Annotated in this window: 23 protein-coding genes and 1 pseudogene; 10 read left to right on the top strand and 14 right to left on the bottom strand. The window is 44.6% G+C overall.

All coding sequences use genetic code 11. From position 1 onward, the window contains the following. Window positions 1–49: 49 nt before the first annotated feature. The 4 genes from hypB to hypE are packed head-to-tail and all read left to right on the top strand — an operon-like array spanning window position 50 to window position 3,538. Complete coding sequence (gene hypB / locus PR808_RS10770) at window positions 50–1,129, top strand: hydrogenase nickel incorporation protein HypB (protein ID WP_206083639.1); 1,080 nt, start codon at window positions 50–52, stop codon at window positions 1,127–1,129. Further along, the gene (hybG, locus tag PR808_RS10775) at window positions 1,120–1,416 is read left to right on the top strand and encodes a hydrogenase maturation factor HybG (RefSeq protein ID WP_206083804.1); all 297 of its coding nucleotides are present in this window, start codon (window positions 1,120–1,122) and stop codon (window positions 1,414–1,416) included. The genes hypB and hybG overlap by 10 nt, the downstream gene beginning before the upstream one ends. After that, window positions 1,400–2,512, top strand: a complete 1,113-nt coding sequence (gene hypD / locus PR808_RS10780; RefSeq protein WP_206083640.1) for a hydrogenase formation protein HypD — start codon at window positions 1,400–1,402, stop codon at window positions 2,510–2,512. Before hybG ends, hypD begins: the two co-directional genes overlap by 17 nt. After that, a complete protein-coding gene (gene hypE / locus PR808_RS10785; RefSeq protein ID WP_272539276.1) occupies window positions 2,513–3,538 on the top strand; it encodes a hydrogenase expression/formation protein HypE in 1,026 nt (341 codons plus the stop codon). Between the two features lie 50 nt (window positions 3,539–3,588). Here hypE and PR808_RS10790 read toward each other — a convergent pair whose 3' ends face one another. The 7 genes from PR808_RS10790 to purB form a co-directional block, all read right to left on the bottom strand. Beyond that, window positions 3,589–4,923 carry an MmgE/PrpD family protein gene (locus tag PR808_RS10790; protein ID WP_272539277.1) on the bottom strand — a complete coding sequence of 445 codons (1,335 nt, stop codon included), beginning with the start codon at window positions 4,921–4,923 and terminating at the stop codon, window positions 3,589–3,591. Further along, on the bottom strand, window positions 4,920–6,083 hold the full coding sequence (locus tag PR808_RS10795) for an amidohydrolase (RefSeq protein ID WP_206083643.1): 1,164 nt from the start codon (window positions 6,081–6,083) through the stop codon (window positions 4,920–4,922). The genes PR808_RS10790 and PR808_RS10795 overlap by 4 nt, the downstream gene beginning before the upstream one ends. Window positions 6,084–6,128: 45 nt before the next feature. Then, on the bottom strand, window positions 6,129–6,890 hold the full coding sequence (locus tag PR808_RS10800) for an amino acid ABC transporter ATP-binding protein (protein ID WP_206083644.1): 762 nt from the start codon (window positions 6,888–6,890) through the stop codon (window positions 6,129–6,131). Window positions 6,891–6,899: 9 nt separating this feature from the next. Beyond that, window positions 6,900–7,571, bottom strand: coding sequence for an amino acid ABC transporter permease (locus PR808_RS10805; RefSeq protein ID WP_272539300.1), 672 nt, complete (start codon window positions 7,569–7,571; stop codon window positions 6,900–6,902). Window positions 7,572–7,633: 62 nt separating this feature from the next. Continuing rightward, entirely contained in the window at window positions 7,634–8,434 is an 801-nt protein-coding gene (locus tag PR808_RS10810) for an amino acid ABC transporter substrate-binding protein (RefSeq protein ID WP_272539278.1), read from the bottom strand. Then, window positions 8,431–8,970: a GNAT family N-acetyltransferase gene (locus PR808_RS10815; RefSeq protein WP_272539279.1), complete on the bottom strand. Its 540-nt coding sequence runs from the start codon at window positions 8,968–8,970 to the stop codon at window positions 8,431–8,433. The genes PR808_RS10810 and PR808_RS10815 overlap by 4 nt, the downstream gene beginning before the upstream one ends. A gap of 13 nt (window positions 8,971–8,983) precedes the next feature. After that, window positions 8,984–10,348: an adenylosuccinate lyase gene (gene purB, locus PR808_RS10820; RefSeq protein ID WP_272539280.1), complete on the bottom strand. Its 1,365-nt coding sequence runs from the start codon at window positions 10,346–10,348 to the stop codon at window positions 8,984–8,986. Between the two features lie 509 nt (window positions 10,349–10,857). Between purB and PR808_RS10825 the strand changes: the two genes are divergently transcribed. The 5 genes from PR808_RS10825 to PR808_RS10845 all read left to right on the top strand — a co-directional run bounded on the left by PR808_RS10825 (window position 10,858) and on the right by PR808_RS10845 (window position 17,106). Further along, complete coding sequence (locus PR808_RS10825) at window positions 10,858–12,480, top strand: ABC transporter substrate-binding protein (RefSeq protein ID WP_206083649.1); 1,623 nt, start codon at window positions 10,858–10,860, stop codon at window positions 12,478–12,480. After that, complete coding sequence (locus PR808_RS10830) at window positions 12,458–13,411, top strand: ABC transporter permease (RefSeq protein ID WP_206083805.1); 954 nt, start codon at window positions 12,458–12,460, stop codon at window positions 13,409–13,411. Before PR808_RS10825 ends, PR808_RS10830 begins: the two co-directional genes overlap by 23 nt. A gap of 59 nt (window positions 13,412–13,470) precedes the next feature. Continuing rightward, window positions 13,471–14,274 carry an ABC transporter permease gene (locus PR808_RS10835; RefSeq protein ID WP_241016817.1) on the top strand — a complete coding sequence of 268 codons (804 nt, stop codon included), beginning with the start codon at window positions 13,471–13,473 and terminating at the stop codon, window positions 14,272–14,274. Next, on the top strand, window positions 14,274–15,950 hold the full coding sequence (locus PR808_RS10840; protein ID WP_272539281.1) for a dipeptide ABC transporter ATP-binding protein: 1,677 nt from the start codon (window positions 14,274–14,276) through the stop codon (window positions 15,948–15,950). Before PR808_RS10835 ends, PR808_RS10840 begins: the two co-directional genes overlap by 1 nt. A gap of 148 nt (window positions 15,951–16,098) precedes the next feature. Continuing rightward, window positions 16,099–17,106 carry a substrate-binding domain-containing protein gene (locus tag PR808_RS10845; RefSeq protein WP_206083652.1) on the top strand — a complete coding sequence of 336 codons (1,008 nt, stop codon included), beginning with the start codon at window positions 16,099–16,101 and terminating at the stop codon, window positions 17,104–17,106. A 38-nt stretch (window positions 17,107–17,144) separates the two neighbouring features. On the opposite strand, the gene PR808_RS10850 is transcribed toward PR808_RS10845, so the two are convergent. Genes PR808_RS10850 through PR808_RS10860 form a run of 3 tightly spaced genes read right to left on the bottom strand, consistent with a single transcriptional unit; the run spans window position 17,145 to window position 20,570 of the window. After that, window positions 17,145–18,071, bottom strand: coding sequence for a dihydrodipicolinate synthase family protein (locus tag PR808_RS10850; protein ID WP_272539282.1), 927 nt, complete (start codon window positions 18,069–18,071; stop codon window positions 17,145–17,147). Then, the gene (locus PR808_RS10855; protein ID WP_272539283.1) at window positions 18,065–18,892 is read right to left on the bottom strand and encodes an SDR family oxidoreductase; all 828 of its coding nucleotides are present in this window, start codon (window positions 18,890–18,892) and stop codon (window positions 18,065–18,067) included. The genes PR808_RS10850 and PR808_RS10855 overlap by 7 nt, the downstream gene beginning before the upstream one ends. Before the next feature lie 22 nt (window positions 18,893–18,914). Next, window positions 18,915–20,570 (bottom strand): signal transduction protein, encoded by a 1,656-nt coding sequence (locus tag PR808_RS10860; protein ID WP_206083655.1) that lies wholly within the window; start codon window positions 20,568–20,570, stop codon window positions 18,915–18,917. 515 nt (window positions 20,571–21,085) lie between these two features. Between PR808_RS10860 and PR808_RS10865 the strand changes: the two genes are divergently transcribed. Then, entirely contained in the window at window positions 21,086–22,450 is a 1,365-nt protein-coding gene (locus PR808_RS10865; protein WP_272539284.1) for an MFS transporter, read from the top strand. 43 nt (window positions 22,451–22,493) lie between these two features. Here the strand turns inward: PR808_RS10865 and PR808_RS10870 are convergent. The 4 genes and pseudogenes from PR808_RS10870 to ureE form a co-directional block, all read right to left on the bottom strand. After that, a pseudogene (locus PR808_RS10870) lies at window positions 22,494–22,634 on the bottom strand (IS3 family transposase); the annotation flags it as partial. A 164-nt stretch (window positions 22,635–22,798) separates the two neighbouring features. Beyond that, complete coding sequence (ureG, locus tag PR808_RS10875) at window positions 22,799–23,416, bottom strand: urease accessory protein UreG (RefSeq protein WP_125890373.1); 618 nt, start codon at window positions 23,414–23,416, stop codon at window positions 22,799–22,801. Between the two features lie 11 nt (window positions 23,417–23,427). Further along, a complete protein-coding gene (locus PR808_RS10880) occupies window positions 23,428–24,093 on the bottom strand; it encodes an urease accessory protein UreF (protein WP_206083657.1) in 666 nt (221 codons plus the stop codon). Between the two features lie 21 nt (window positions 24,094–24,114). Then, window positions 24,115–24,600 carry an urease accessory protein UreE gene (gene ureE, locus PR808_RS10885; protein WP_272539285.1) on the bottom strand — a complete coding sequence of 162 codons (486 nt, stop codon included), beginning with the start codon at window positions 24,598–24,600 and terminating at the stop codon, window positions 24,115–24,117. Window positions 24,601–24,613 lie beyond the last annotated feature (13 nt).

The raw sequence follows: 24,613 nt of genomic DNA on the forward strand, positions 1-24,613 counted from the left end.
GATTATGTATTAATCTAATTTAACTATTTAGCGGTTGGGAGTGAAACTTATGTGTAGTACATGTGGATGCGCATCGGGAGAGCGCAGAATCGAGGGTGATGAGCACAGTCATCATCACCATGACCATCATCACGACCATGACCACCATCACGGCCATGATCATCATCACGATCATGAAAATGCGCATGACCATCATCATGGGCACGATCACCAGCACGATCATGACCATCATGACCATGAAAACCAAGGCCAAACCGTCATTATTCATCACCATTATTACCACCAAGGCGATGTGCATAACCATTATCACCAATATGATCCTGCGCTTGTTGAGGGTAAAACCAAAAAACAGAAACACAAGCATAAGCATAAGCACGTTTACGCCATGGCGGAAAATAGCTTTAAACCTGCGGGCGAACACCATGATTTGGATTACGGGCAGGGTGAAGCTGGCACACACGCACCGGGGATCAGCCAAAAGCGTATGCTGCAAATTGAGATGGACGTTTTAGATAAAAACAATCACTTAGCAGAACATAACCGTGAAGCGTTTGCAGAAAAGAATATTTTAGCGTTAAACCTGGTTTCCAGCCCAGGCTCTGGGAAAACCACGCTATTAACGGAAACCTTGCTACGTCTGCGCGATAAAATTAACTGTGCGGTGGTGGAAGGCGACCAGCAAACCACCAACGATGCCCAGCGTATTCGCGAAACGGGGGTGCCTGCTATCCAAGTGAACACAGGTAAAGGCTGCCACTTGGATGCACAGATGATACACGATGCGGTCTCACGCTTAGGTTTGGATGATAATAGCTTGTTATTCATCGAAAATGTGGGGAACTTAGTGTGCCCTGCAAGCTTTGATTTAGGCGAGCGCCATAAAGTGGCTGTTTTGTCCGTGACCGAAGGGGAAGACAAACCCTTAAAATACCCGCATATGTTTGCCGCGGCAGACATTATGTTGCTCAATAAAATCGACTTACTGCCGTACCTGCATTTTGACGTGGACGCCTGCATTGCTAATGCCAAACAAGTCAATCCAAACATCCAAGTGATTAAAGTCTCAGCGACACAAGGAGACGGTATGGATGCATGGCTCGCATGGCTGGAGACTCAGCTATGTGCTTAGGCATTCCAGGAAAAATCGTGGCGGTGGGTGAAGATATTCACCAACTGGCACAAGTGGATGTCTGTGGCGTGAAGCGAGACGTTAACATTGGCCTGATTTGTGAAGGGGAAACCAGTGAGTTATTAGGCCAATGGGTGCTGGTTCACGTGGGCTTCGCCATGAGTATCATCAACGAAGAAGAAGCGCAGTCGACATTAGATGCCTTAGCGGCGATGAGCCAGCTTGACCATGAGGTTGGCGATTTTAGTGGTTTAAATGCAGGGGCTACAGATGCAGTACGTCGATGAATTTCGTGACCCTGCTTTAGCAAAAGTATTATTGGCGAATATCCGCCAACGTGTGAATGACATTCCACGGGCTAAGCAGCGCCCATTGCAGTTAATGGAAGTGTGCGGCGGGCACACTCATGCGATTTTTAAATTTGGTATCGACCAACTTTTACCGCCAGAAATCGAATTTGTTCATGGCCCAGGTTGCCCCGTTTGTGTCTTACCAATGGGGCGAATCGACGGTTGTATCGAAATTGCTGAGCAGCCAAATGTGATTTTTTGTACCTATGGGGATGCGATGCGTGTCCCTGGTAAAAATGGCTCTTTACTTGATGCAAAACGCCGTGGGGCAGATGTGCGGATTGTCTACTCTCCTTTGGATGCCCTCGGGATAGCAGAGCAACATCCTGATAAACAAATCGTTTTCTTTGGTTTGGGGTTTGAAACTACGATGCCAAGCACGGCGATTACCTTGCAACAAGCTAAACGCCGTCAACTGAACAATTTCACGGTATTTTGCCAGCACATCACCATCATCCCAACCTTAAAAAGCCTATTAGAACAGCCAGATGTTCGCATCGACGGCTTTTTAGCTCCAGGGCATGTCAGTATGGTGATTGGGGCACACCCTTACCAGTTTATTACTGACGACTTCCATAAACCGCTGGTGGTAACGGGGTTCGAACCGTTGGATATTTTGCAGTCTATATCTATGCTAGTGAATCAGATAGCGGATGGACGTTGTGAGGTGGAAAACCAATATAAGCGTATTGTCGCTGACCAAGGCAACACGTTAGCACTCAAGGCATTAGATGAAGTGTTTGAGTTAAAAGAAACCAGCGAATGGCGCGGTTTAGGGGAGATTGCAGGCTCAGGTGTGCAGCTTAGCGCCGCTTATCAATCCTTTGACGCCGAACGCCGTTTTCACGTACAACCACACCAAGTGGCGGATGACCCGCAAGCACGGTGTGGCGATGTGTTGACGGGGCGCTGTAAACCCAATGAATGCCCACTATTTGGCACTCGCTGTACACCACAAACCGCTTTTGGTGCCTTAATGGTGTCTTCGGAAGGGGCTTGTGCGGCTTATTATCAATATCGTCGGGAGGCATAGATGAGCAATGATGCGAACAATGTGGTATTGATGGCCCACGGCAGCGGTGGGCAGGCCATGCAACAGTTAATTGAACAACTATTTTTAAAAGCATTCGCTAACCAAGCGTTGAATGAGCGCGAAGACCAAGCGCGACTTTCGCTGGCGGAACTTACCACACTAGGGGATCGCCTTGCGTTCAGCACCGACAGTTATGTGATTGACCCGATTTTTTTCCCCGGTGGAAATATCGGTAAATTAGCGGTTTGCGGTACGGTGAATGACGTTGCCGTTAGTGGTGCAGTCCCTAAATATCTGTCTTGCGGGTTTATTTTAGAGGAAGGCTTTCCGTTAGCCGAGCTCGCCACCATCATCGAATCAATGGCAGCAACGGCTGCAGCGGCTGGGGTGCAGATTGTCACGGGGGACACCAAAGTGGTGCAGCGTGGTGCTGCGGACAAAGTGTTTATCAACACAGCAGGTATCGGGGTTATCCCAAGCGAAATTCAGTGGGGAGCTCAGCAAATTCAAGCAGGTGACAAAGTGATCGTCAGTGGTACGTTAGGTGATCACGGTGCGACCATCTTAAACCTGCGCGAGCAGCTTGGTTTAGAGGCGCAACTCAGTAGCGATTGCGCGGTATTGACGCCATTAATTGAGCCACTGCGTAATATTGAGGGCGTACGTGCATTACGGGATGCCACTCGGGGCGGTGTGACGGCGATTTTGCATGAGTTTGCGCAGGCAAGCGGCTGCGGAATGGCGATTAACGAGGCTGACTTACCCGTTGCCTCAGCGGTTAGGGGCGTATGTGAATTGCTCGGCCTTGAACCACTGAATTTTGCCAATGAAGGTAAACTAGTGATTGTGGTAAAACCTGAAGCGGAAAGCGCAGTGTTAGCCGCATTGCACAGCCATCCTCTAGGCCAAAATGCCGCAACCATTGGCTGTGTGACAGAGCAAAAACAAGTCAAATTAGTTGGGATCTTCGGGACATCAAGGCTATTAGATTTACCTCACAGCGAGCCTTTACCACGCATTTGCTAATCATTTGCTTTAATATCAGGAATGCTAAGCCGTATTCCTGATATAAAAAGTTAATTCAAACTTGCAATGAGTTTATTTCTAATCGATGACGTACTTTGCGGGGTATTAAAAAGGCAGAGCTCTAGCCATGCTTCGATTTCTTGGTAAGTGGCATTTGTCAGGCAGTTTTGCCATTTTTGCCTTAAATCAACGGGTAATTTGAGAAACTGCTGGCGGTCTAAGCGGTGGCTTAACTGGGTTGAACCCGCAAGAAACAGTGTGACTTGATGAAAACGTTTTTCAGGGGCAAGCACATCAGGGGGAACACTTCTATCAGGGTTACGGTTAACACGTTGAGCTAACGCCATAATGTGTGGGTCTAGCTCAGGCTCGGTAAAATCACATAAATTCAGCTCCCCTTTAATCAGCATGGCGGCAATAATGTATTCAAGGCAAAAACGTGCTTCGATACCATTTTCTGGCACCCTGATATTGGCTGCAATATCTCCCCCCAATGGGAAAGCGATATCGATACGTTGAAGGTTATCGAGAAGAGCGGTTAATGGCTTTCCGCTACTTAACCAGCGTTCACGTAACACCTGAGTCACTGCGACAGCTGAGTGCGTACCTGCACACGTTGGATAAGGCTTAAATTCAAGCCCCGGTGACTCAATACGCCAAGGGTTTCCCCAATCTTTGATAAGCAGTTCAGGCATGGCTTGTCGCTGGCTCATTGCTTCTAAAAAAGCATCAATCACACCATGTGGGCGGGAAGAAAAACCGCTCGACGCTAATTGAAATGAGATGACCGCGGATTGTGCAGCCAGCCCCGCATGAAGTGGCTTTACCGCAGAACCAAATTGGGCACGCAATGCGGTTGATTGTGTCGCGGCAAGGCCGAGTGCGCAGGTAGTGGTTTCTAAATCGGCAGCAAATAAATAACATAGCGCCGCGGTGGCGGCGATGGCACCTAAACTTCCTGTTGAGTGAAAACCAAGTTGGTAATGCTGATTCGTGATGGCTAGCCCTAATCGACCCGCAACTTCGACACCAACACAGTAAGCATTTAAGAACCGTATGTTATCAAGCTCATTTTGCTGCGGTGTTAAAGCGAATAGTGCGGGTAAAATAACCGTTGATGGGTGGCCGCGAAAATTAGCGTGAAAATCGTCAAAGTCGAGAGCATGCCCTGCATACCCGAGTAATAGCGCGACACTGCGGGGATCGCGCTCAGGCCAAAGAGCGCTCAGTTGTTGCCACCCCGCATCATTAATATGACCTTCCGTCACGGAGAGTGTGACGGCGAGGTAATCCTTAATGCCGTTTTTTGCGGCGAGCTGGGCTGAAGGAGGCGGAGAGGCCCCAAGGATTTTCTCCGCCAAACTCGTGGTTAGTTCGCTAATCATTGCGCCTTACCATGATATTCATTGAGTACTGTTTCCGCTAATTGAGCGAGGTAACGTGCGGTTGGGTATAAGGCTTTATCATCGACACGGAATTTTGGATGATGTAAAGCATAGGGGCCACCTGAGCCAATCATCATAAATGCGCCTGGTATTTTTTGTTGGTAGAAAGCAAAGTCTTCACCAATCGGGCTTGCTTCGACTCTGATAGCCTCAAAACCAGATTTTTCAGCTTGGATCAGGGCTAAATCGACCCATTCCCCAGTGTTAACCACCGAAGGTGGGCCAGGATGCCATATTAATTCGATTTGTGCATTAAATGTGGCGGCGATCCCAGCGATAATTTGGCGTAATCGCTGTTCAATTTGCTCTCGGGTGGCTTGTTTGAAGGTACGCACCGTGCCTTCTAAATAAGCGGTATCAGGGATCACATTCCATGTACTGCCACTGTGAACTTGTGTAATCGACACCACGGCGTTTTGATCAGAAGAAACATTTCTACTGATAATGGATTGCGTCGCATTGATAATCTGAGCAATGATAATTAGTGGGTCATTGCCTTCATGTGGCTTCGCAGCATGAGCCCCTTTCGCGGCAATTTTAATTTCGAAGCGATCAACCCCAGCGGTAAGCGCGCCTTCTTTACTGCCTATTACACCGACTGGCAAAGTAGGGTCATTATGAATACCAAATATCGCCAGAGCACCATCTAATGCCCCAGTAGCAAGTAGATCTGGTGCACCTTGGCCAGTTTCTTCTGCGGCTTGGAAGAGAACTCGCACGGTACCTTTTAAATTGGCGCTATTTTGTTGCAGCAAAATCGCGGCACCCAGTGCGGCGGAAGCATGAAAATCATGACCACAAGCGTGCATTACCCCTTTGTTTTCAGAGACAAAATCAACACCAGACTCCTCTTCAATAGGTAGCGCATCAATATCGGAACGTAACACGATTAAGGGGCCGTCTTGTTGGCCTTTAATCTCTGCGACTAACCCAGTTGCTAACGGAAGGGGTAAAATAGTAATCCCAGCTTCCGTTAACGCATCGCGAATACGCTGCGTTGTTTGGTGTTCTTGATTCGATAATTCAGGAAAACGGTGCATTTCGTGGCGAAATGCTTGAATTTTATCTGCAAGTGCTTGCTCATGGCTGCTAATGTTCATTAAGTTTCTCCCCATTGAGGCGCAGGTGCCTACGGATTTTTTTGGTTATATATTGAATTCGTCGATTGGCTCGATATTAGTCAATTGACGTAAAAAACGGCGTGTTTGTGGGTTTTCAGAGAAGCGAATAACTTGCTCTGCGGGGCCTTGTTCAACAATCTGTCCATCCGCCATAAAAATCACGCGGTCAGCCACTTCTTTGGCAAATTCCATTTCATGGGTCACTATCACCATGGTGGTTTTTTGCTGAGCAAGGGATTTAATCACCTGAAGCACCTCAAATACTCTTTCTGGGTCGAGAGCCGAGGTTGGCTCATCAAATAAAATGGCTAAAGGGTTGACGGCAAGGGCTCGGGCGATACTCACTCGCTGTTGTTGCCCGCCCGATAACGTGACTGGGTATTTGTGGCTATGTTCAGCTAGGCCGACAGTATCCAACAGCGCTAAACCGATTTTATCGGCTTCGCTTTTCGCCATTTTTTTAACGGTGATTAATCCTTCCGTCACATTTTCAAGTGCTGTTTTATTTTTAAACAGGTTGTAATTTTGAAACACCATGGCGGTTTGACGGCGTAATGCATAGGCATCATTTACGCTATGTTTATGCGTATCTAAGGTGACATCGCCGATTTGTATAATGCCGGATTCAGGGTGTTCTAACAGGTTTAGGCAGCGTAATAAGGTGGACTTCCCGGAGCCAGAAGGGCCGATAATGGCGACCACTTCCCCTTCTTGGATATCGAGGGAAATATTATTTAAAACCGTATTGGTGCCGAAGCTTTTATTCAGTTGCGATACACGGATCATCATCATTCCTTACCGTTGTAATGATTGGCTTAAGCGTTTTTCTAGCACCGTTTGTAAACGGCTATAGATAAGCACGGTGAGCCAGTAAATGAGCCCAACAACAATGAATGTTTCGAAGTAACGTAATGATTCAGCGGCGATCATTTTGCCTTCTGCGAACAGTTCTGTGACACCAAGCGCAAAGGCCACAGAGGTATCTTTAATCAATGAAATAAAGGTATTACCCGTTGCAGGCAGTGTGTTCAGCATTGCTTGAGGCAAAATAATGCGACGGTAAATTTGGCGCTTTTGCATACCAATCGATAAGCCTGCTTCCATCTGCCCAAAGTCGACGGAGGTCAATCCAGCACGATAAATTTCGGCCATATAGGCTGAGTTCTTCAGGCTAAAGCCAATAATTGCCGCTGTAAACGCATCCATCCCATTAAAAATGGGAAAGGCTTGAGGTAAGCCGAAATAAATAATAAACAGCTGTACCAGCGTTGGAATTCCACGAAATATGGAGACGTATAAATCGACGATTTTAACAACCGCCTTGATACCCGTAATCCGCAGTAGTGCAAGCGCCAACCCTAATGTCATCGCACAAACCATTGAAACAATAGCAAGAAATAGCGTGACAGGTAGGTAGCTTAAAATTTGCGGAAAGATCCGCACAATATAGTCGAAATCTAAATTCATCATTCATGCCTTACAATATTGGCCGGCCTGAGTTCCCAAAGGCCGGTCAGCGCCTAGACTAATTAGTTGGCTGCTTTAGCGGTGATATCTTCACCAAAGTATTTTTCTGACAGTGCTTTTAAACGGCCATCTTGGCGTAATACCTCTAGCTCTTTATCAAATGCCGCCTTCAGTTCTTTCCCTTTTTCATCTTTTTGGAAAGGGAAACCGACGGCTTCAATCACTAAAGGCTCCCCGACCAGTTTTAATGGCAGGTTGTTCTCTTTGATTTCGGCTAATAAGATAGGGCGCGAGTTGACGTAAGCTTGAACGCGGTTGTTAATCGCATCATTCATAGCTGCGTCACGGCTTTCATAGGTGCGGATCGTGACACCATTGTCACCAAAGGTTTTTTTCAAGTTCACAAGGTGGTTAGAACCTAAAACCCCAGCGATCGTTTTCCCCTTTAAATCATCGACAGTGTTAATGTCTTCATTTGATTTATTGGTCACGAGCTGGCTGCCGTAATAACTATAAGGTGCGGTGAAGTCGTATTTTTCTTGGCGAGCAGGTGTAATTGACACTACATTCGCGACAGTATCGAGCTTTTTCGCCTCAAGTTGACCCATTAAGCCGCTAAAGTCAGAGGTAACCCAGACAATGTTATAATTGAGATCTTTCGCAATGGTTTCTGCCAGTTCAACGTCAAAACCCGTGAGCTTACCATCCTTTTTATAGGCACTGGGGAAGCTGAGCCCCGTGGCACCAATACGCAGTTCTTGGCTGGATTGTGTTTCAGACGTTTTTTCTGTTTTGTTATCACAAGCGGTCAGCAAAGTCGTTGCCGTGACGAGACCTGCGATCAGCGTAATATATTTTTTCATCGTGTTTTCTCCGGTTGATTAGAAATTGCTAACCATTGTGTATAACGTTGTTGATCAATGATTTTTCGCATAAAAATAGTGATGTGGCCTTTGCCTAAGTCCCTTTTTTCAACAGTCTGAAAGCCCAAAGATTGGTAGTAATCCACTAACCACGGGTGGCTTTGTGCCGTACCCAGTGAATAAGCTGGCGCACGCAGTTGTTGTGATAAAATGTTATCTTCAAACCAAGTCAATATTTTTTTACCCAGTTGTTGGCCTCGATGTGTTGGTGCGGTTGCAAACCAGCCAATATGAGGTAAACCAAATGGGCCGGGTTGCTTGCTCCATGGGTAACGCAAGGTGACGGAGGCAATTAAAATACCGTCTTCAAACATCCCATAAACGGCGTGGTTATTGAGGTGTTGAGTCATCGCGGCTAAATCAGCGGTCGCCGCATCAAAACGAATACCCAAATGCTTAATTTCTGCGTAAGCATGATGAAGTAATTGGTAAAACGCAGTTGCATCGGTAGCCAGTAATTGACGGTATTGGTACATAACGACCTCGTTCTTAATCCGCTAATAAACCGAGTGTTTTCGCGTGGGCAATCACTTGGTCAACCTTTTGAGGTGCTGAACCCAAATAGTTAATCGGGTCTAACCATGCATCGAGTTCTTGCTCAGAAATGAATCCAGCTAGCTGCTCATTGGCCTGTAATACGTCTTTAAATGTACGTTGCTCTTCATAGGCTTGCATCGCGCACTCATACACAATGTGGTGTGCGGTTTGTTTACCAATTTTGGTGCCTAATTCGAACATCACTTTTTCCGACAGTAATAAGCCACCTTGTAGGTCAAGGTTACGGCGCATTTGCTTTTCGTTGACGGTGACACCTTCAATAACCGTAAGGGCATTTTTCAACTGAGCGGAGAGGTAGATACAAATTTCAGGTAAGGCTATCCACTCAGCGCGCCAGCTCATGGCATCTCTTTCATGTTCAACATGCATGGATTCATAAATGAGAGAGACGCTCTTTAATAGCGGATGCGTCAAGCTCGCCAAGCCTTCCAATGCTGCTGGATTACGCTTATGAGGCATGGTAGTAGAACCAATTTTCCCCGCAGAGAATGGCTCTTCAATTTCATTAATTTCAGTACGCATTAGGTTGTATAGTTCGTTCCCGATTTTCCCTAAAGTGCCGCTGATTAAGGCACAAACGGAGGCGAATTCACTGAACCTATCCCGCGCAGATTGCCACCCGATAGTCGGGGTGCTTAGCCCTAAAATATCCAATGTGCGTTTTTCGACAGCGGGGCCTGTTTCGCCAAATGCGGCATAAGTACAAATAGCGCCGCTAATATTTCCGGTTAATACGCGTGATTTAATTTCATTTAGGCGTTGGTGATGGCGTAAAAATTCATCTAACCAAACGGCAACTTTAAAACCAAAGGTTGTTGGAAGTGCTTGCATACCATGGGTTCTGCCAACCATCGGTGTGTTTTGGTAGCGTTTGGCGCTATTGGCTAGAGCGGTAACGAGTGCTTTTGCATCACGTTCGATGATATTAAATGCGCCCTTTAGCTGTAGCATGGTGGCGGTATCCACAATATCTTGCGTGGTTGCACCATAATGAATGTACTCACCCGCCTCACCACATTGTTTTTGCAGCGCGATCAATGTTGGCATTAAGGAATGCTTCATTTGCGCGCCTTGGCTCGCAATTTCTTCAATATTTAGTTTATCTGCATCTGCGTGTTGTTCGATATATTGCGCCGCCTCTGTAGGGATCAAACCGAGTTCGCCTTCGGCTTTCGCCAGTGCCACTTCAACCGCTACTTGGCTTTTTAATCGATTATGTTCCGACCAAACATGACGCATTTCTTCAGTGCCAAAGTTATTACCAATTAATATAAAGTCGATAAGATGTGAGGCCATTTTGTTCTGCCTTATAACTAAATTTATTTAACAAGATGATTTTTTCATAAAATATCACCGTGGTTATAAAACGATAAGAATTAAAAAATATAAGTTATATTGAAAGTGTGAATGTTAATTGAGGTAATATAATTCATTGAGGGTTGTTGAATCTTTATAAAATATAAAAATGTTTACTTATCAATTTGTTGTTTTGGTTTTATCGTTGATTGATAATTTCTTCTGGTTATGGGGAAATAGACGTTTAAAATAGAAAATACAAATTTAATCAATGATGAAAATGATATATAACTATTTTTAGTTAACTATAATTAATGGATATAAGTTGAGTTTACATGATTTTATTGTATTAAATGAGTTTTTGATTGTGATTAATTAGTTCGGTTTTTTAATTGCCTTATAATTAAAATAAATAACTCAGTTTTTTTTATTCTTTCTCTCTTTAAATTCCTATTCATAGAGTAGAGCTAACGCAATTTATGCGGCGACCATTTGAAAAGGAATAAAGGATGAGTAAACGACATACCTATTTTGAAAAAAACAATGCCAATATTTTAACAACGGCCACCGTTGCACTGAGTCTATTGGCAGCACCTTTAAGTTTTGCCGCAGCAGAAACCCCCGTCAGTGGTGGAACGCTAACCGTGGGCTTAGGCAGTGATACTCCAATTATTGATCCATCATTGACAGCGTATTCAGTTGCCGCTGTGGTGTCACGAAATGTGCTAGATTCATTAGTGGGCCAAGCAGAGGACAACCGCTTTACACCGTGGCTAGCGGATAGCTGGGAAATCAACGATAACAATAAAGAATATGTATTCCATTTACGCAAAGATGTCACGTTTAGTGATGGCACGCCGTTTAATGCAGAGGCGGTTAAGTACAATTTTGAGCGTATTTTAGACCCTAAAACAATTTCCCATTATTCAAAATCATTATTAGGTCCCATTACTTCCATTACTACCCCCGATGAGTATACGGTGGTGATTCGCTATGACGAACCATTTGCACCCTTACTACAAGGCTTAAGCTTACCGTACCTTGGCATTCAATCGCCGACATATTTGAAGAATACCCCAAATACCAGTTTCACTTTGGTGGGCTCGGGGCCATTCCTCTTAGATTCATTTGTGAAGGGAAGTGGCAGCAAGTTAACCAAGCGTGCTGACTATAATTGGGGGCCTGGTTATGCGACTCATCAAGGCCCCGCGTATTTAGATCACATTGAATTTAAATATTTGCCAGAAGCCTCGGTTCGTTTGGGAGCACTAAACAGCGGTCAGATTCAAGCCATTGATGCAGTTCCTCCAGTGAATTTTAAACAAGTTAAAAATAACCCCAAGCTGAATGTGATCACTTATGAAAATCCTGGTGTTAACCGCGTATTGTATTTGAATACAGGTAAGGGTGTATTTTCAGATGTGAAATTACGTAAGGCATTCCAAAGTGCGATTGACCCTTCTGTCGCGGTGAATGCGGCCTTTTTTGGTTCATTACGTGCCGCCGATAATGTGTTAGGGCCAGCAACGCTGTATTACGACCCATCCGTACGTAATTTATGGGGTTATGACCCTGAAAAAGCAGGGCGCTTATTAGATGAAGCGGGTTGGAGCCAGCGAGATAAAGAGGGCTATCGCACGAAAGATGGCCAGCAGCTGCTTGTGCGCTTTACCTATGTACCCACGAACGTAGAAGCCGCAGACGTCACCTTGTTCCAAGCGGTTCAGCAGCAGGCCAAAAAAGCGGGTTTTAACCTGCAATTTGACCCTGTTGATGCGGGGGTATTCAATGAGCGAACGGCGACGAGTAATTATGATATTGCATCAAACTTCTTTGTTCGCCCTGAACCCGATATTTTGCGTACCGCATTCCATTCTGCATTTACGCCACCACAAGGTAACAACCACGCTCGTGTGAATACATTGGATAAGCAATTATCTGAGGCGGTAGGAACGAATGATGCAGAGCGGGAGCGTCTATATCATGAAATCCAACGTGAAATTATTGACCAAGCTTATGTTGTACCACTTTATATCCCAGCTTATCAGCTTGGTGTCTCTAAACAAGTTCAGGGTATTAACTGGGCGACTAATGCGAAGCCGAATTTCTATGATGCATGGATTAAACCGTAAGTTCCGGTTAGTTAGCTATCGCTTATTGATGATTATTGCCGTGCTTTGGGGCGCGGCAACACTCTCTTTTGCGGTGGTTAAATTTATACCGGGTGACCCAGTTAGTGTCATAACGGGTAGCGAAGGGGTAGTTGATGAAACCGTCAGAGCGGAGATTATTCATCAATTTGGTTTAGACAAGCCCTTGTGGCAGCAATACATAAGTTATTCAGGGCATGCATTGATAGGGGATTTAGGTCAGAGTTATTTATACCGTCAACCTGTTATTTCAGTGATTGGTAATGGGTTAAAAGAGACCTTGCCTTTAGCATTGGGCGGATTAGGTTTTGCGTTATTGGTTTCGATTATTAATGCCGTTTTAACCGCAGGACGTCGGCATCAAGCGAAAGACCTGATTGTTGGTTTAGAACTCATTTTACTGAGTACCCCAGTGTATTGGATTGGTATTTTACTGCTCAGTATTTTTAGTTTTTCATTGCAGTGGTTTCCTGTCACTGGCAATCAAGGGGTGATATCACTGGTATTACCAGTGATTACGTTGAGTCTACCGTTAATTGCCGTGTTAAGTCAGGTACTGCGTGATGGTATGGAAGAGGCATTAGCTCAGCCTTTTGCCACGACGGTTAGGATGCGGGGAGTCAGTGAACTTATGCTACGGGCTCGTCATGTCTTGCGCCATGCGGCATTGGCTATATCAACCTTAACCGGCACATTGCTAGCGTCGGTACTGGGAGGTTCTGTATTAACGGAGACGGTTTTTGGGCGAGCGGGCATTGGTCAAATTATGTTAGGCGCCATCGAAAACCGGGATATGCCGTTGGTACTTGGGCTCGTGATGTTTTCTGCTTTTTTATTTGTTGTGATTAATTTATTGATTGATGGCCTTTATTTGTTAATCGACCCTCGCTTACGTAAACAGGAGGCTATCTGATGAGTAGTGATGTATATGGAATCAATGTGGCGCGGCCGCGGGTGCTCTCCCAATTTGTCATGAAATATCGTGGCCTATTGTTACCAAGTATGGTGTTGACGATATTGTTGCTCGCGATGTTTTTCCCAGCTTGGTTTACTCATTATGCACCGGATGAGGTAGATTTAACGGCTATTTTGCAACCTCCGAGTACTGAACACTGGTTTGGCACAGACCAATTAGGCCGAGATGTTTATACACGGGTGGTTTATGGTACTTCGCTATCACTCAGTATTGGTTTAGGTGCCACATTAATTGCATGTTTAGGCGGCATCTTACTAGGCAATGCGGCTGTATTGACCCCGAGGTTTATCCGTACACCACTGGTGCGTTTACTCGATATCATGTTGGCTTTTCCAGATTTATTGCTGGCGTTATTAGTGATAGCGGTATTAGGGCGTGGGCCCGAAAATACATTGCTGGCGGTTGGGATTGCGGCAATTGCAGGTTATGCGCGCCTAGTCCGTTCGCAAGTCTTACTGGTGAAATCCTCTGGTTATGTTGAGCATGCTGTTGCACTCGGAATGCCAGCAAACCGTATTATTTTTCGACATATTATTCCCAATACACTGCGCCCGTTACTCATATTAGCCACCATTGGTGTTGGTCATGCGGTGTTAGCCGCTTCGGCATTGAGTTTCTTAGGGTTGGGAGTTACTCCGCCAACCGCAGAATGGGGGGCTTTACTTGCGGATGGCCGAAACTATTTAGACAGTGCGCCATGGATAAGTTTAATGCCAGCAACGGTGATTGCATTATCAGTGATCACCATTACATTGATGGGAAGACGCATACAGCGATTGATTGCGCGAGGTGAATTTTAATGAATCCTAACATCACGGAACAAGGCCGAGCGGTTTTGCAGGTTGAAGACTTGCATGTGCGTTTTTTATCGCAAAATGAAAATTTTCACGCAGTTTCTGGGGTCTCTTTTACATTACATGCGGGTGAAATTATTGCATTAGTTGGGGAATCGGGCTCAGGAAAATCCGTAACAGCTCGCACGTTAGTCGGCCTTACGGGGGATAACGCAGAGGTCTCTGCTAAACGCTTAGCACTGCTTCACACTGACCCTCAAGGGGCAAGCCACGAAATTGATTTACGCCATCAAAGCCAATCTAATTGGCGAAAGATACGCGGACGAGAAATTGGTTTTGTGTTACAAGATGCTCTGACGTCTTTAGATCCCTTACGCAAAATAGGTCAAGAAATTGCAGAGCCACTACTGGCTCATCGATTAGCGTCACGTAGCGAAATCCCCCAAAAAGTTAACGCCTTACTCGAGATGGTTGGAATACCTGACCCCCTTAATCGGTCACAAATGTACCCCCATGAATTATCGGGTGGGTTGCGTCAAAGGGCGCTAATCGCATCTGCATTGGCGGGACAACCGCGGGTATTAATTGCGGATGAACCGACGACTGCGTTGGATGCCACTATTCAAAAGCAAATATTGGAAGAGTTTAAATCATTAGCGCAGTTAGGGATTGGCATTTTATTAATCACTCACGATTTATCGGTCGTCGCCGATATCGCCGACCGAGTGATAGTGATGCAGCATGGGCGCCCGCGAGAAAGTGGGGATGTTCACCAGGTGCTTAAATCTCCCCAGGACCCTTACACAATAAAATTATTGTCATCTGTGCCTACCCGGCATTCACGAGGAACTTGGCTGACAGGGCGTGATCCTCTAGCAAATTGGTCAGAACCCGCGACCTCATCATCAGTAGGTGCAGAACCTGATACGGTGTTATCCGTTGATCAGGTCTCTCGTGCTTTTCGATTACCAAATGGGCAAAAATTACAGGCGGTTGATAATATTTCCTTGACCCTTAAAAGGGGGGAAACACTCGGTATTGTTGGCGAATCAGGTTCAGGCAAAACGACATTAGGCAAACTGATTTTAGCATTGCAAACACCGAGTAATGGCCGTATTGAGTTACTTAACCAGCCGTGGAGTACGCTAAAAGAGCGTCAGCGTAGAGCGCTTCGTCCGCGAATTCAAACGATTGTGCAAGACCCATTAAGTTCTTTTGATCCGCAACATACGGTGGAGCAAGTGCTGTTGCAGCCGCTTGAACTGCATTCGACACTCACCGCTGTGCAGAAACAACAGCGAATAAATGAACTGTTATCTTTAGTTTCGCTCGATAGTCAGCTATTGAAACGTAGGCCCGCCTCATTGTCTGGCGGGCAAAGGCAACGTATCTCAATTGCCCAAGCATTGGCCTGTGAACCCGATATCCTCGTTTGTGATGAGCCTGTCTCGGCCCTTGATGTGACGACGCAAGCTCAAGTGTTGGACTTGTTGTCTTCGTTACAGCAAAAGCTGGGGTTGGCGATGGTGTTTATCTCCCATGACTTGGGGGTGGTACAGCATATTAGCCACCGCATTGTGATACTGAAGTCAGGAAAAATTGTGGAAATGGGCAGCGTTGATGCGATTTTTACGCAACCAAAGCACCCTTATACTCAATTGCTGTTATCGTCAGTATATTGACTTGTTTTGCTCAAAAGGAAGGTGTCAGCGTGCGTGGTCATTTATGTGTTTTTTCGTGCACTCAGTTTAACAGTTGTATGCCTAGTCTATATTGCTAACTCGAATTAGTTTATACTTAAATTTATTTATAAATGATTATAGCGAACTTATGGCAAAAACTGTTGAGCAAATTGCGAACGATTTAAACCTATCAGTGACGACGGTTCGGTTAGTTTTAAGTCAAAAAGCGGAGCAATACCGTATTAGCAAAGCGACCCAAGAACGGATTCAGTCTTATGTTGAAACCCATGGACTGGTGGTTAATTACGCGGCTCGCAGTTTGAAACTAAACAAAACTGACACGCTTGCTCTTGTTGTTCCTCGGTTATCGAATTTATTTTTCTCAACTTTAGCTGAAAAACTTGAAACCTGTTGTCAAAAAGCAGGATATCAGCTGATTATTGCTTGTTCTTATAGTGACCCTAAACACGAAAAAGAAGTCGTTCGGAGCTTGTTAGAACGCAATGTTGATGGGTTATTTATTGTCCCTTCTTCTTTAGAAACTCAGCTACATCATCGAAAATTAGCCCGTAAGCGGCCTATTATATTTTTAGACCGAGACTTCGGCGAAATGGACGTTCCTTTGGTGCTAAGTGACAACTATAGCGGTAGTAAAACATTAGTTCAGTCCATTAAAAAGGCCGTCAACGTTGAGCCTTTATTTTTTATTGCGGGTGATACCCAACAACCGTCAATTCAGAGCCGTTTACAAGGTTATTTAAATGAAATGCCAGAGCGGCAGAGCTGGGTTTTAACTGCGCGCCATAATCGTAAAGAAGATGGGCAACATTTAATGCATGAATTCTTAAAGAAAAATAAGCAACCCCCCTCCGCTTTCATTACTTCGTCATTGCCTATCTTAGAAGGGACATTGAGCGCACTCCGTCAGGTTTATGGGTTTATTCCTCAGGAAATTCCGATAGGTACTTTTGATGAAAGCGACATGCTCGGTTTTTTACCAAATGCGGTTTGGTCCATGGGGCAGAATGAAGATGCATGGGCACAACATGCCTTTCATCTAATGCAAAATAAGCTTCAAGGTGATAAGAGCAATGTGAAAATAACAGTGCCAATGACGTTAATTTATCGGCCTTTATCGGTCGCTAGGGATATCTAAGGGAGACTGAGCCCCGAGAATAAGGGCTCATTGATTCACTAGATTAAGGCACGTGCTGCGTGGATATATTCTTGTAAACGGGAATTCAAGCTATCGAGTGCTTGTTTTTGTTGTACATTCAGAGGGATAAACGGTTCTCTTACAGGGCCTAAATAGTCGAGCTCTAGTCCTGCCAAGTATTTTGTTGATTGAAAAATACCGTTATTGACCATGGTTTCAACGACATCGTTGATTTGATGCTGCAGTTTTTGTGCAGTGAAAAAATCCCCTTTAGCAAAACAGTGGCGAACCGCGAGAAAAAGTTCAGGCTGAATATTCACGGTTGTCCCCACTGTTGCCGTGGTCCCTGCTGCCAAACTGGAAAGAAAAATTTCATCAAAACCATTAAAGAAAACTTTTTCAGGGTGCTTATCCACCATACGTTCTAAGGCGTAAAGGTTGTGAGAGGTATGCTTCACCCCCAATGTTTGTTCATTGCTAAATAACGTCTTTGCCATTTCAAGGTCTAGCTCGACCCCTGTAAACTGAGGAATGTTATACAAAATAACTGGCAGCGATGTTTCATCTAAAATACGTTGGTAATACCGAATGATCGCTTCATTACTGTATTTATAATAGTAAGGAGGGACTAAAGAAACGGCACTCGCCCCCACACTTTGCGCATGTTTTGCTAATTCGACGGCATCTTGAGTTCTCGGGGCTCCAATGTGGCTAATGACAGGCACTTTTCCCTTACTACTAGTGATAATGGTTTCAAGGACTTGTTTTCGTTCATCTAAATGTAACAGTGGACCTTCACCAGATGACCCGCAGCAATAAAACCCTTCAACACCACGGGCGATTTGGTGCTCCACAAGCATGGCTAATGCTGTCGTATTTATATCTTCGTTGTCATGCATTGGGGTCACAATGGCAGACATAATCCCGCGAAATTTAGCCCATTTGTCTTGCTGTTGATTTACCATGCTGTCCAGCCTCCATCAATAACAAGGTTTGCGCCAGTCATATAGCAAGATGCGTTAGAAAGCATAAAGACAATAGCACCATTAAATTCATCGGGATTAGCCATGCGACCAATTGGAATGCGGTCAGTGTAATTTTTTTGGAATCGTGGATCTTGATCCTGCCGAGCAACGCCAGAAAGCGTTAATGTATTCACTCGAATACCTTCTTTTCCCCAATAAGTTGCACAATAACGGGTAAAATTATAGATACCTGATTTTGCGGCTGCATAGGCAACAGGCTTAATAAAAGGAATACCCGTATCCTCCTTTTTATAGCTATAGATATCTTGAACAGGTGACACAACACCATAAATCGAACCAATATTGACGATGGACCCAGTTTTTTGTGCCTTTCTCATGCGTTTTCCGACTTGCTGGGTCATCAAAAAGGTTCCGACGAGATTTACATCAACCACTTCACGGAAAACCTCTTCCGGAAAATCTTCAAATGGGCCTGATACTTCAGGTGGCGCGCTTGGTTGGGTATCGATACCTGCATTATTCACTAAACCATCAGGTGTTCCCCATGAAGATTCAATGCGATCTAATACGCCATTAATACTTGATTTATCTGTAATATTAACTTCATAGCATGCGATGCGAGGAGAGTCTTTCAATGAGCCTAATACCTGAGTCAGACGCACTTGTGTAACGTGGGTTGCTAATACAGCAACCTTGGCCCCACGCTCATGCAGGGCTTTGACGTACTGTACGCCAAGTTGCCCTAATCCACCGGTGACAATAATTATTCTATCTTGTAGTGAGAAAAGAGGGTCAGTCATAACATGTTCCTTATTTTTTTATTTATTGATGGATAAAATATCTACGGGCATCCCCAGCAATCAACACATGAATATTTTGCGTCATCGCTTGTGCTGCAAAGGCTTGGACTACGTTACCTAAAACGTCCTCATCAACATAGGCAATCGACAGGTGGTTACTTTGATGCCCCGCCATTAATGAATCACGGGAAACACCATCAAGTACAGCATTTAATAATGGCCATTCATAGTTTGTTGCTAAGCGGCGGCGTTCAAATTCGGCATCTGGAAGTTCAACGGCGGTACCAGTCCCAATATGCATAACCACTTGGAGCCCTTCATAGTGGGCACGAGCCCAGATAAAGCGGCCTTTTTTCCCTTGCCCTGCGATTGTGGAACCGCCAAAAGGGAAGAACATTGGCGGCTGACGATAACCTGTTGCCCCAGCAATACCGCCTTTTAGGTGTGCAAATGGAACTGCGCCTGAAATTTCAAAATCCCAATAGAAAGTGCCTTCATACTCGCTTCCCCAACGAATGTCATGTAATGTTGTTTCACTAGCAATATTTAATGATTGCAATAGCTTAGCCATAATGACTTGCGGAATAGCGCTACCCATATCCACTTCATTAATACAGGTGATAGGCAAGTTTGGAGCAATGATTTCACCGTTTTCATCGGGAATAGGGAAGCGTGCAGAGTTACCGATAGCGCCTTCTGCAAAGTCAGAGGCAGCACAACTATCCTTCAAGCCTTGTTGGTATTGCACCCCAACAGCGCTTAAACCAAATCTTTTTGTGAACCGAGCCATCGCAATCATCATGGCACACTGTTCTAATACTTGATCACGGGTTAATTCGTTGCTGTGGTTTGTGCCAAATTTAAATGTCATTCCTTGGGATTGATACCATGCCAAGCAGGCTTCTCGTAGGGATTGTGGTACTTTTTGCATTTCTACTAGCAAGGCGGATTGAGATAAGGATTCAATCGGCATTCCAATATCAATCATTGATTTTTGTGGGAAAACACCATTAATCATCCCCATGCAAAAACTATCAAATAAACCAATAATAGCTTTATCACGCAACATGGCTTGGCCCATTTCACGGCCAATTTTGCCCTCAGGGGTTCCCATAACGGCATCAGTTGCTTTTAGCGGGTATAAATAATCCAATTTATGATTGAGAAAACCATCATCAAGCCACGTCTGTAATCCTTTCATAAAGAATTCATCAGTGAATGTTTCAGACCACAACCGTGAATAATGGCAGCCTAAACTTGTTAAACAACCCGCCATACACAGCATACCAACTAGCCCTGGCCATGTGCCATCAAAGTTGGCTAACAATAAAATTGGGCCGCGATGATGGACTAATGAAGGGGCAATATGGTGTGAATATTGCCATGCCGTTAATAACACAATAACGGGGGCATCAGGTGCTATTTGCGCAAAAATATCACTTCCTTCTCGCTGGTTACTGATGAACCCATGTCCTCTTTCTTTATCCACGGGGTGCGCCCGTTTGACTTGGTAGCCAAGGGTGTTTAGCGCATCGGCTAAGCGCTGTTCATACAGAGACTGCGTGGGCCAACAGGTCACATTCGCAGGTTCGCGTAAGTCAGCATTTGTCACCAATAATACTTCATTGGGTTGAGTTGTTATTAATTTTGGACGGTTAGGGGGAGTAAAAGTCAACATAGGAAGCTCTCCTGATGATAAATGCTGAGTGTGCCAAGTGTGCTAATTCGAGTTAGCAAAATATTATTATTGGTTGTGTAACACAATTTGTTTAAACTAAATATGTGATGAATATCATGGTTGGTTTTTTAATTCATTGTAATTCAAGTATTTATTTTTATATCTATTATTTTGCGAAGAGCTTGGTTTTATTTTGACATCTTTCGAATGTTAATGATTTGTTTAATTTTCTTCTGTTGTGTTCGTTTGAGTTGTTGTGCTGAGTTTGCTCACCTTCAATTTTTTGTATGAAATCAGTGAAAATATAATGTTATATTAATGAATAAAATATTTTTGATTTATAAATCAAAGCAATATAAGAGATTAAAAGATCGTCATCACAAAATTATAAATAATAACTTTGAGCAATCATATCCTTTGCTATTATCAGCTAACTCGAGTTAGCAAACAACAAAATATTTACATAATATAACGAATGCAAGCACACCGATAATCACCGTGTAGAGGATTTGAAAATGACACTACTAACACCCACGACAAGTACAGCTCAGGTACATGAAGAAAGTGAACAAGAAAAAAAGCAGCAACGTAAGCTTGTTACCGTTCTTGGCTCAGGACTAGCAGGAACAACCATTGAGTTTTATGACTTTTTTATTTATGGCACAGCAGCGGCATTAGTTTTTCCAACACTATTTTTCCCAAATTTATCGCCGTTAATGGCATTGATCGTTTCGTTTTTAACGTTGTCTATCACGTTTGTGAGTCGTCCTATTGGTGCCATCGTTTTTGGTCACTATGGAGACAAAATAGGCCGTAAAAAATCGTTGGTGATTTCGTTGATGATTATGGGAATATCCACTTTTTGCATTGGATTAATCCCTTCTTATGAATCGATAGGAAATGCGGCTCCGTTACTCTTAATCTTTCTACGTCTTTGCCAAGGTTTTGCCATCGGAGGTGAGTGGGGAGGTGCGACAACACTAATTACGGAATATGCGCCACGTCATCGTCGAGGTTTTTTTGGTACCTTTGTTCAATTAGGGAATGTATTAGGGCTGTTTATTGCAACGGGAGTTTTTGCTTTAGTTGTCATGTTGCCAGAGGATGATTTAATGTCCTGGGGTTGGAGAATGCCTTTCTTAGTGAGTATTTTGTTATTATTTATTGGGTTATATATCCGATCAAATATTGAAGAAACCCCAGTGTTTAAAGAAAACCAACGCCAACAAGAAACAACCCAAACGAAAGAACAAAAATACCCAGTATTAACAGTATTAAAGCATTACCGTAAATCTGTATTTCTAGCCATGGGCATGCGCATGGGGGAAATTGTGTTAGGGTGGCTAACTGTGGCATTTTTCATGTCGTATGTGACTCGTGAGTTAGATTTCACTCGTGAAACAGCATTAAACGGTTTATTGCTAGCGAGTTTTTGTGGCATTTTTACCTTCCCATTCTTTGGTTGGTTATCGGATAAAATCGGGCGTCGGCCTGTTTATTTAGCGGGTGCCACAATTACTTTTATCTTTGCTTTTCCTTTATTTTGGATGATTGATAGCGGCTCCGTTAAAATGTTTATGTTCGCCACCTCATTCTGTTATTCAGTCGGATTAGGAATGATGTTTAGTGTACAACCCGCATTTTTCTCTGAGTTGTTTGATACAAAAGTCAGGTATACCGGTGTGTCTTTAGGTTTCCAACTCGCAAATGTTGTGGGTGGACTTACTCCAATGATTGCAACGCTTTTACTGGTATGGTCGGGGGGGAATTCATGGCCTATCTCTGCATTTTTAGCGTGCATGGCTTTAGTGACAATAGCTTGCGTCTGTGCTACGAAAGAAACCTATAGTGATGATTTAACAGAAAAAGTTAAAAATTAATATCAGCAATAAGTTGATCTCCCATAAAATAAACGTGCAGTGGTCAATAAAATTTGGCCACTGTTTTCGAGTTTTTCCAAAATAGTCGTTCAGATTTATTGGGCGTGAATCCATTACTCTATTGATGAGGCCTGACTCGGTTGTAATATGCGATCATATATCCGGTTATTAGCTTCTGAGCTTCATTGACATCCTCCCCAGCCTGAACGACAGGGCTTTACGGTGTGTTTGGTAAACCTCTCACCAGTACCCATTCTGTTTTACTGAATCAGGTATAGCATGAAGTGAATATGGATAAAAACCACAGAAAATCAGGCTAGATAAGCCTATTCTCTGTGGCGAAAGCGATTAACGCCTTAACATGCCTTTATCGATAATAAACTCGATAATGGTTTCTAAGCCGACTTGTTTCTTTAAATTCGTGAAAACATACGGTTTCACTGGGCGCATTCTGGCGGTATCGGCTTCCATCACTTCCAATGACGCGCCAACATAGGGAGCGAGGTCAATCTTATTGATCACTAATAAGTCGGAATGGGTGATCCCTGGGCCGCCTTTACGTGGGATTTTTTCGCCTTCTGCGACGTCGATAACATAAATGGTTAAGTCCGCCAGCTCTGGGCTGAATGTGGCGCTCAGATTATCGCCGCCACTTTCCACAAATACAATATCCAGATTTTTATGGCGCATGGCTAATTCTTCAACCGCGGCTAAGTTCATCGACGCATCTTCACGAATGGCGGTATGAGGGCAGCCGCCTGTTTCCACACCAATAATGCGGTCGGCGTCTAATGCTTCGGCACGGGTAAGGATCTTGGCATCTTCTTGGGTATAGATATCATTGGTCACGACGGCAATTTGGTAAGTATCGCGCATCGCTTTACATAAAACTTCTAATAGGGCGGTTTTCCCTGAACCAACAGGGCCACCGACACCAATTCGCAGGGGTTGGTTATATTCTTGCATTGTGTGTTTTCTCATGAACGAAAAAGTCGAGTGTATTGGGTTTCATGCCGACTGCTGGCAATGATTTGTGCAGGGGTAAAACTGCCGATATCATCAACCGTCCATGTGGCAGATTGCGCCACAATTTCAGGGATACGTTCGGCAAGGGTAAACAAAATATGTTGCCCCGCGCTTTGACCCAGTGGAATTAATTTCACGCCAGACATCACGGTGTTTTCCAGCCAGCCCCACGTGTAGGCGGTGCACAGCTTTTCAACGTCAATGTTCCAATGCGTGGCGGCAAGGGCAAAGGCCATTAATTGTGTTTTTTTCACGCACGCTAATGCCGTGGCATCAAGCTCAATCGCCAGTTGGGGGAGCAAGCGGGCAAAGGCAATGCCTCGCTGGCGCTCTTCTTGGCGAAGCTCTTTGGTTTCACGGCTGGCAATAATAAAGTCACACCAATAAGTCACCTGCTGCCAGTCAGAGCGTGAAAGATTGGCGTGAATTTGCCGCAGAACAGGGAGTTCCAATGTCGCGATTGCGTGAGTCATTTGTGCCGTTAGCCAATTGGCGAGGGTATCTGGCGTTGTCACCCAGCCTTTTTCTATCGCCCATTCTAACCCTTGGGAATAGGTAAATGACCCCACAGGTAAGGACGGGCTGACTAATTGGTATAAACGCAAATCCGCTAGCATCGATACACTCCCTGAATCTGATTAGTGGTGGTGATGGTGATCATCGTGGTCATGATGATGGTGATGATGACCACCCGATGAACCGCCATAAGCCCCTGGTTCTGGTTGGTATTTTTCCAGACCCACACTGACCGTTGCACCTAATCCACGCGCCATATCGTCTAAAACATGGTCGTGAAAATAACGGCACCAGCCTGCTTCAATTTGCAGAGGAACATGGCGGTTACCTAAGTGGTAGCAAACCCGTGCCAGTAACAGAGGGTCATCGCTGTAAACGGTGGAAACTTGCTCTTTTGCTGCGATAATGGCGACCTGTTCATCGTCTTCTGTCGCTAAAATATCCCCTTCTTTTAAAATGGTGCCACGGGGTAAAAATAACCCCGCATCTTGCCCATCACTTAAGGTGACTTTTAAGCGGCTTTTGGTGCGTTCATCCATGGTTAAGCATAGGGACAATTCAGTGTCTGTCTGTTGTTCTGGTGGAACGACTTTAATAAATTTTTTCATTTTCTGGCTCTTA

Origin of the sequence: Providencia sp. PROV197 (assembly GCF_028479625.1) — a bacterium.
Classification (GTDB): domain Bacteria; phylum Pseudomonadota; class Gammaproteobacteria; order Enterobacterales; family Enterobacteriaceae; genus Providencia; species Providencia vermicola.

What these genes read in the sequence shown, in the direction of transcription:
- PR808_RS10850 (WP_272539282.1), bottom strand. Translation starts at nt 18,071, where the DNA reads ATGGTAAATCAACAGCAAGACAAATGGGCTAAATTTCGCGGGATTATG.
- PR808_RS10865 (WP_272539284.1), top strand. Translation starts at nt 21,086, where the DNA reads ATGACACTACTAACACCCACGACAAGTACAGCTCAGGTACATGAAGAA.
- hypD (WP_206083640.1), top strand. Translation starts at nt 1,400, where the DNA reads ATGCAGTACGTCGATGAATTTCGTGACCCTGCTTTAGCAAAAGTATTA.
- hypB (WP_206083639.1), top strand. Translation starts at nt 50, where the DNA reads ATGTGTAGTACATGTGGATGCGCATCGGGAGAGCGCAGAATCGAGGGT.
- PR808_RS10840 (WP_272539281.1), top strand. Translation starts at nt 14,274, where the DNA reads ATGAATCCTAACATCACGGAACAAGGCCGAGCGGTTTTGCAGGTTGAA.
- PR808_RS10790 (WP_272539277.1), bottom strand. Translation starts at nt 4,923, where the DNA reads ATGATTAGCGAACTAACCACGAGTTTGGCGGAGAAAATCCTTGGGGCC.
- PR808_RS10860 (WP_206083655.1), bottom strand. Translation starts at nt 20,570, where the DNA reads ATGTTGACTTTTACTCCCCCTAACCGTCCAAAATTAATAACAACTCAA.
- PR808_RS10815 (WP_272539279.1), bottom strand. Translation starts at nt 8,970, where the DNA reads ATGTACCAATACCGTCAATTACTGGCTACCGATGCAACTGCGTTTTAC.
- PR808_RS10855 (WP_272539283.1), bottom strand. Translation starts at nt 18,892, where the DNA reads ATGACTGACCCTCTTTTCTCACTACAAGATAGAATAATTATTGTCACC.
- hybG (WP_206083804.1), top strand. Translation starts at nt 1,120, where the DNA reads ATGTGCTTAGGCATTCCAGGAAAAATCGTGGCGGTGGGTGAAGATATT.
- purB (WP_272539280.1), bottom strand. Translation starts at nt 10,348, where the DNA reads ATGGCCTCACATCTTATCGACTTTATATTAATTGGTAATAACTTTGGC.
- PR808_RS10845 (WP_206083652.1), top strand. Translation starts at nt 16,099, where the DNA reads ATGGCAAAAACTGTTGAGCAAATTGCGAACGATTTAAACCTATCAGTG.
- PR808_RS10835 (WP_241016817.1), top strand. Translation starts at nt 13,471, where the DNA reads ATGAAATATCGTGGCCTATTGTTACCAAGTATGGTGTTGACGATATTG.
- PR808_RS10810 (WP_272539278.1), bottom strand. Translation starts at nt 8,434, where the DNA reads ATGAAAAAATATATTACGCTGATCGCAGGTCTCGTCACGGCAACGACT.
- hypE (WP_272539276.1), top strand. Translation starts at nt 2,513, where the DNA reads ATGAGCAATGATGCGAACAATGTGGTATTGATGGCCCACGGCAGCGGT.
- PR808_RS10880 (WP_206083657.1), bottom strand. Translation starts at nt 24,093, where the DNA reads ATGCTAGCGGATTTGCGTTTATACCAATTAGTCAGCCCGTCCTTACCT.
- ureG (WP_125890373.1), bottom strand. Translation starts at nt 23,416, where the DNA reads ATGCAAGAATATAACCAACCCCTGCGAATTGGTGTCGGTGGCCCTGTT.
- PR808_RS10795 (WP_206083643.1), bottom strand. Translation starts at nt 6,083, where the DNA reads ATGAACATTAGCAGCCATGAGCAAGCACTTGCAGATAAAATTCAAGCA.
- ureE (WP_272539285.1), bottom strand. Translation starts at nt 24,600, where the DNA reads ATGAAAAAATTTATTAAAGTCGTTCCACCAGAACAACAGACAGACACT.
- PR808_RS10825 (WP_206083649.1), top strand. Translation starts at nt 10,858, where the DNA reads ATGAGTAAACGACATACCTATTTTGAAAAAAACAATGCCAATATTTTA.
- PR808_RS10830 (WP_206083805.1), top strand. Translation starts at nt 12,458, where the DNA reads ATGATGCATGGATTAAACCGTAAGTTCCGGTTAGTTAGCTATCGCTTA.
- PR808_RS10800 (WP_206083644.1), bottom strand. Translation starts at nt 6,890, where the DNA reads ATGATCCGTGTATCGCAACTGAATAAAAGCTTCGGCACCAATACGGTT.
- PR808_RS10805 (WP_272539300.1), bottom strand. Translation starts at nt 7,571, where the DNA reads ATGAATTTAGATTTCGACTATATTGTGCGGATCTTTCCGCAAATTTTA.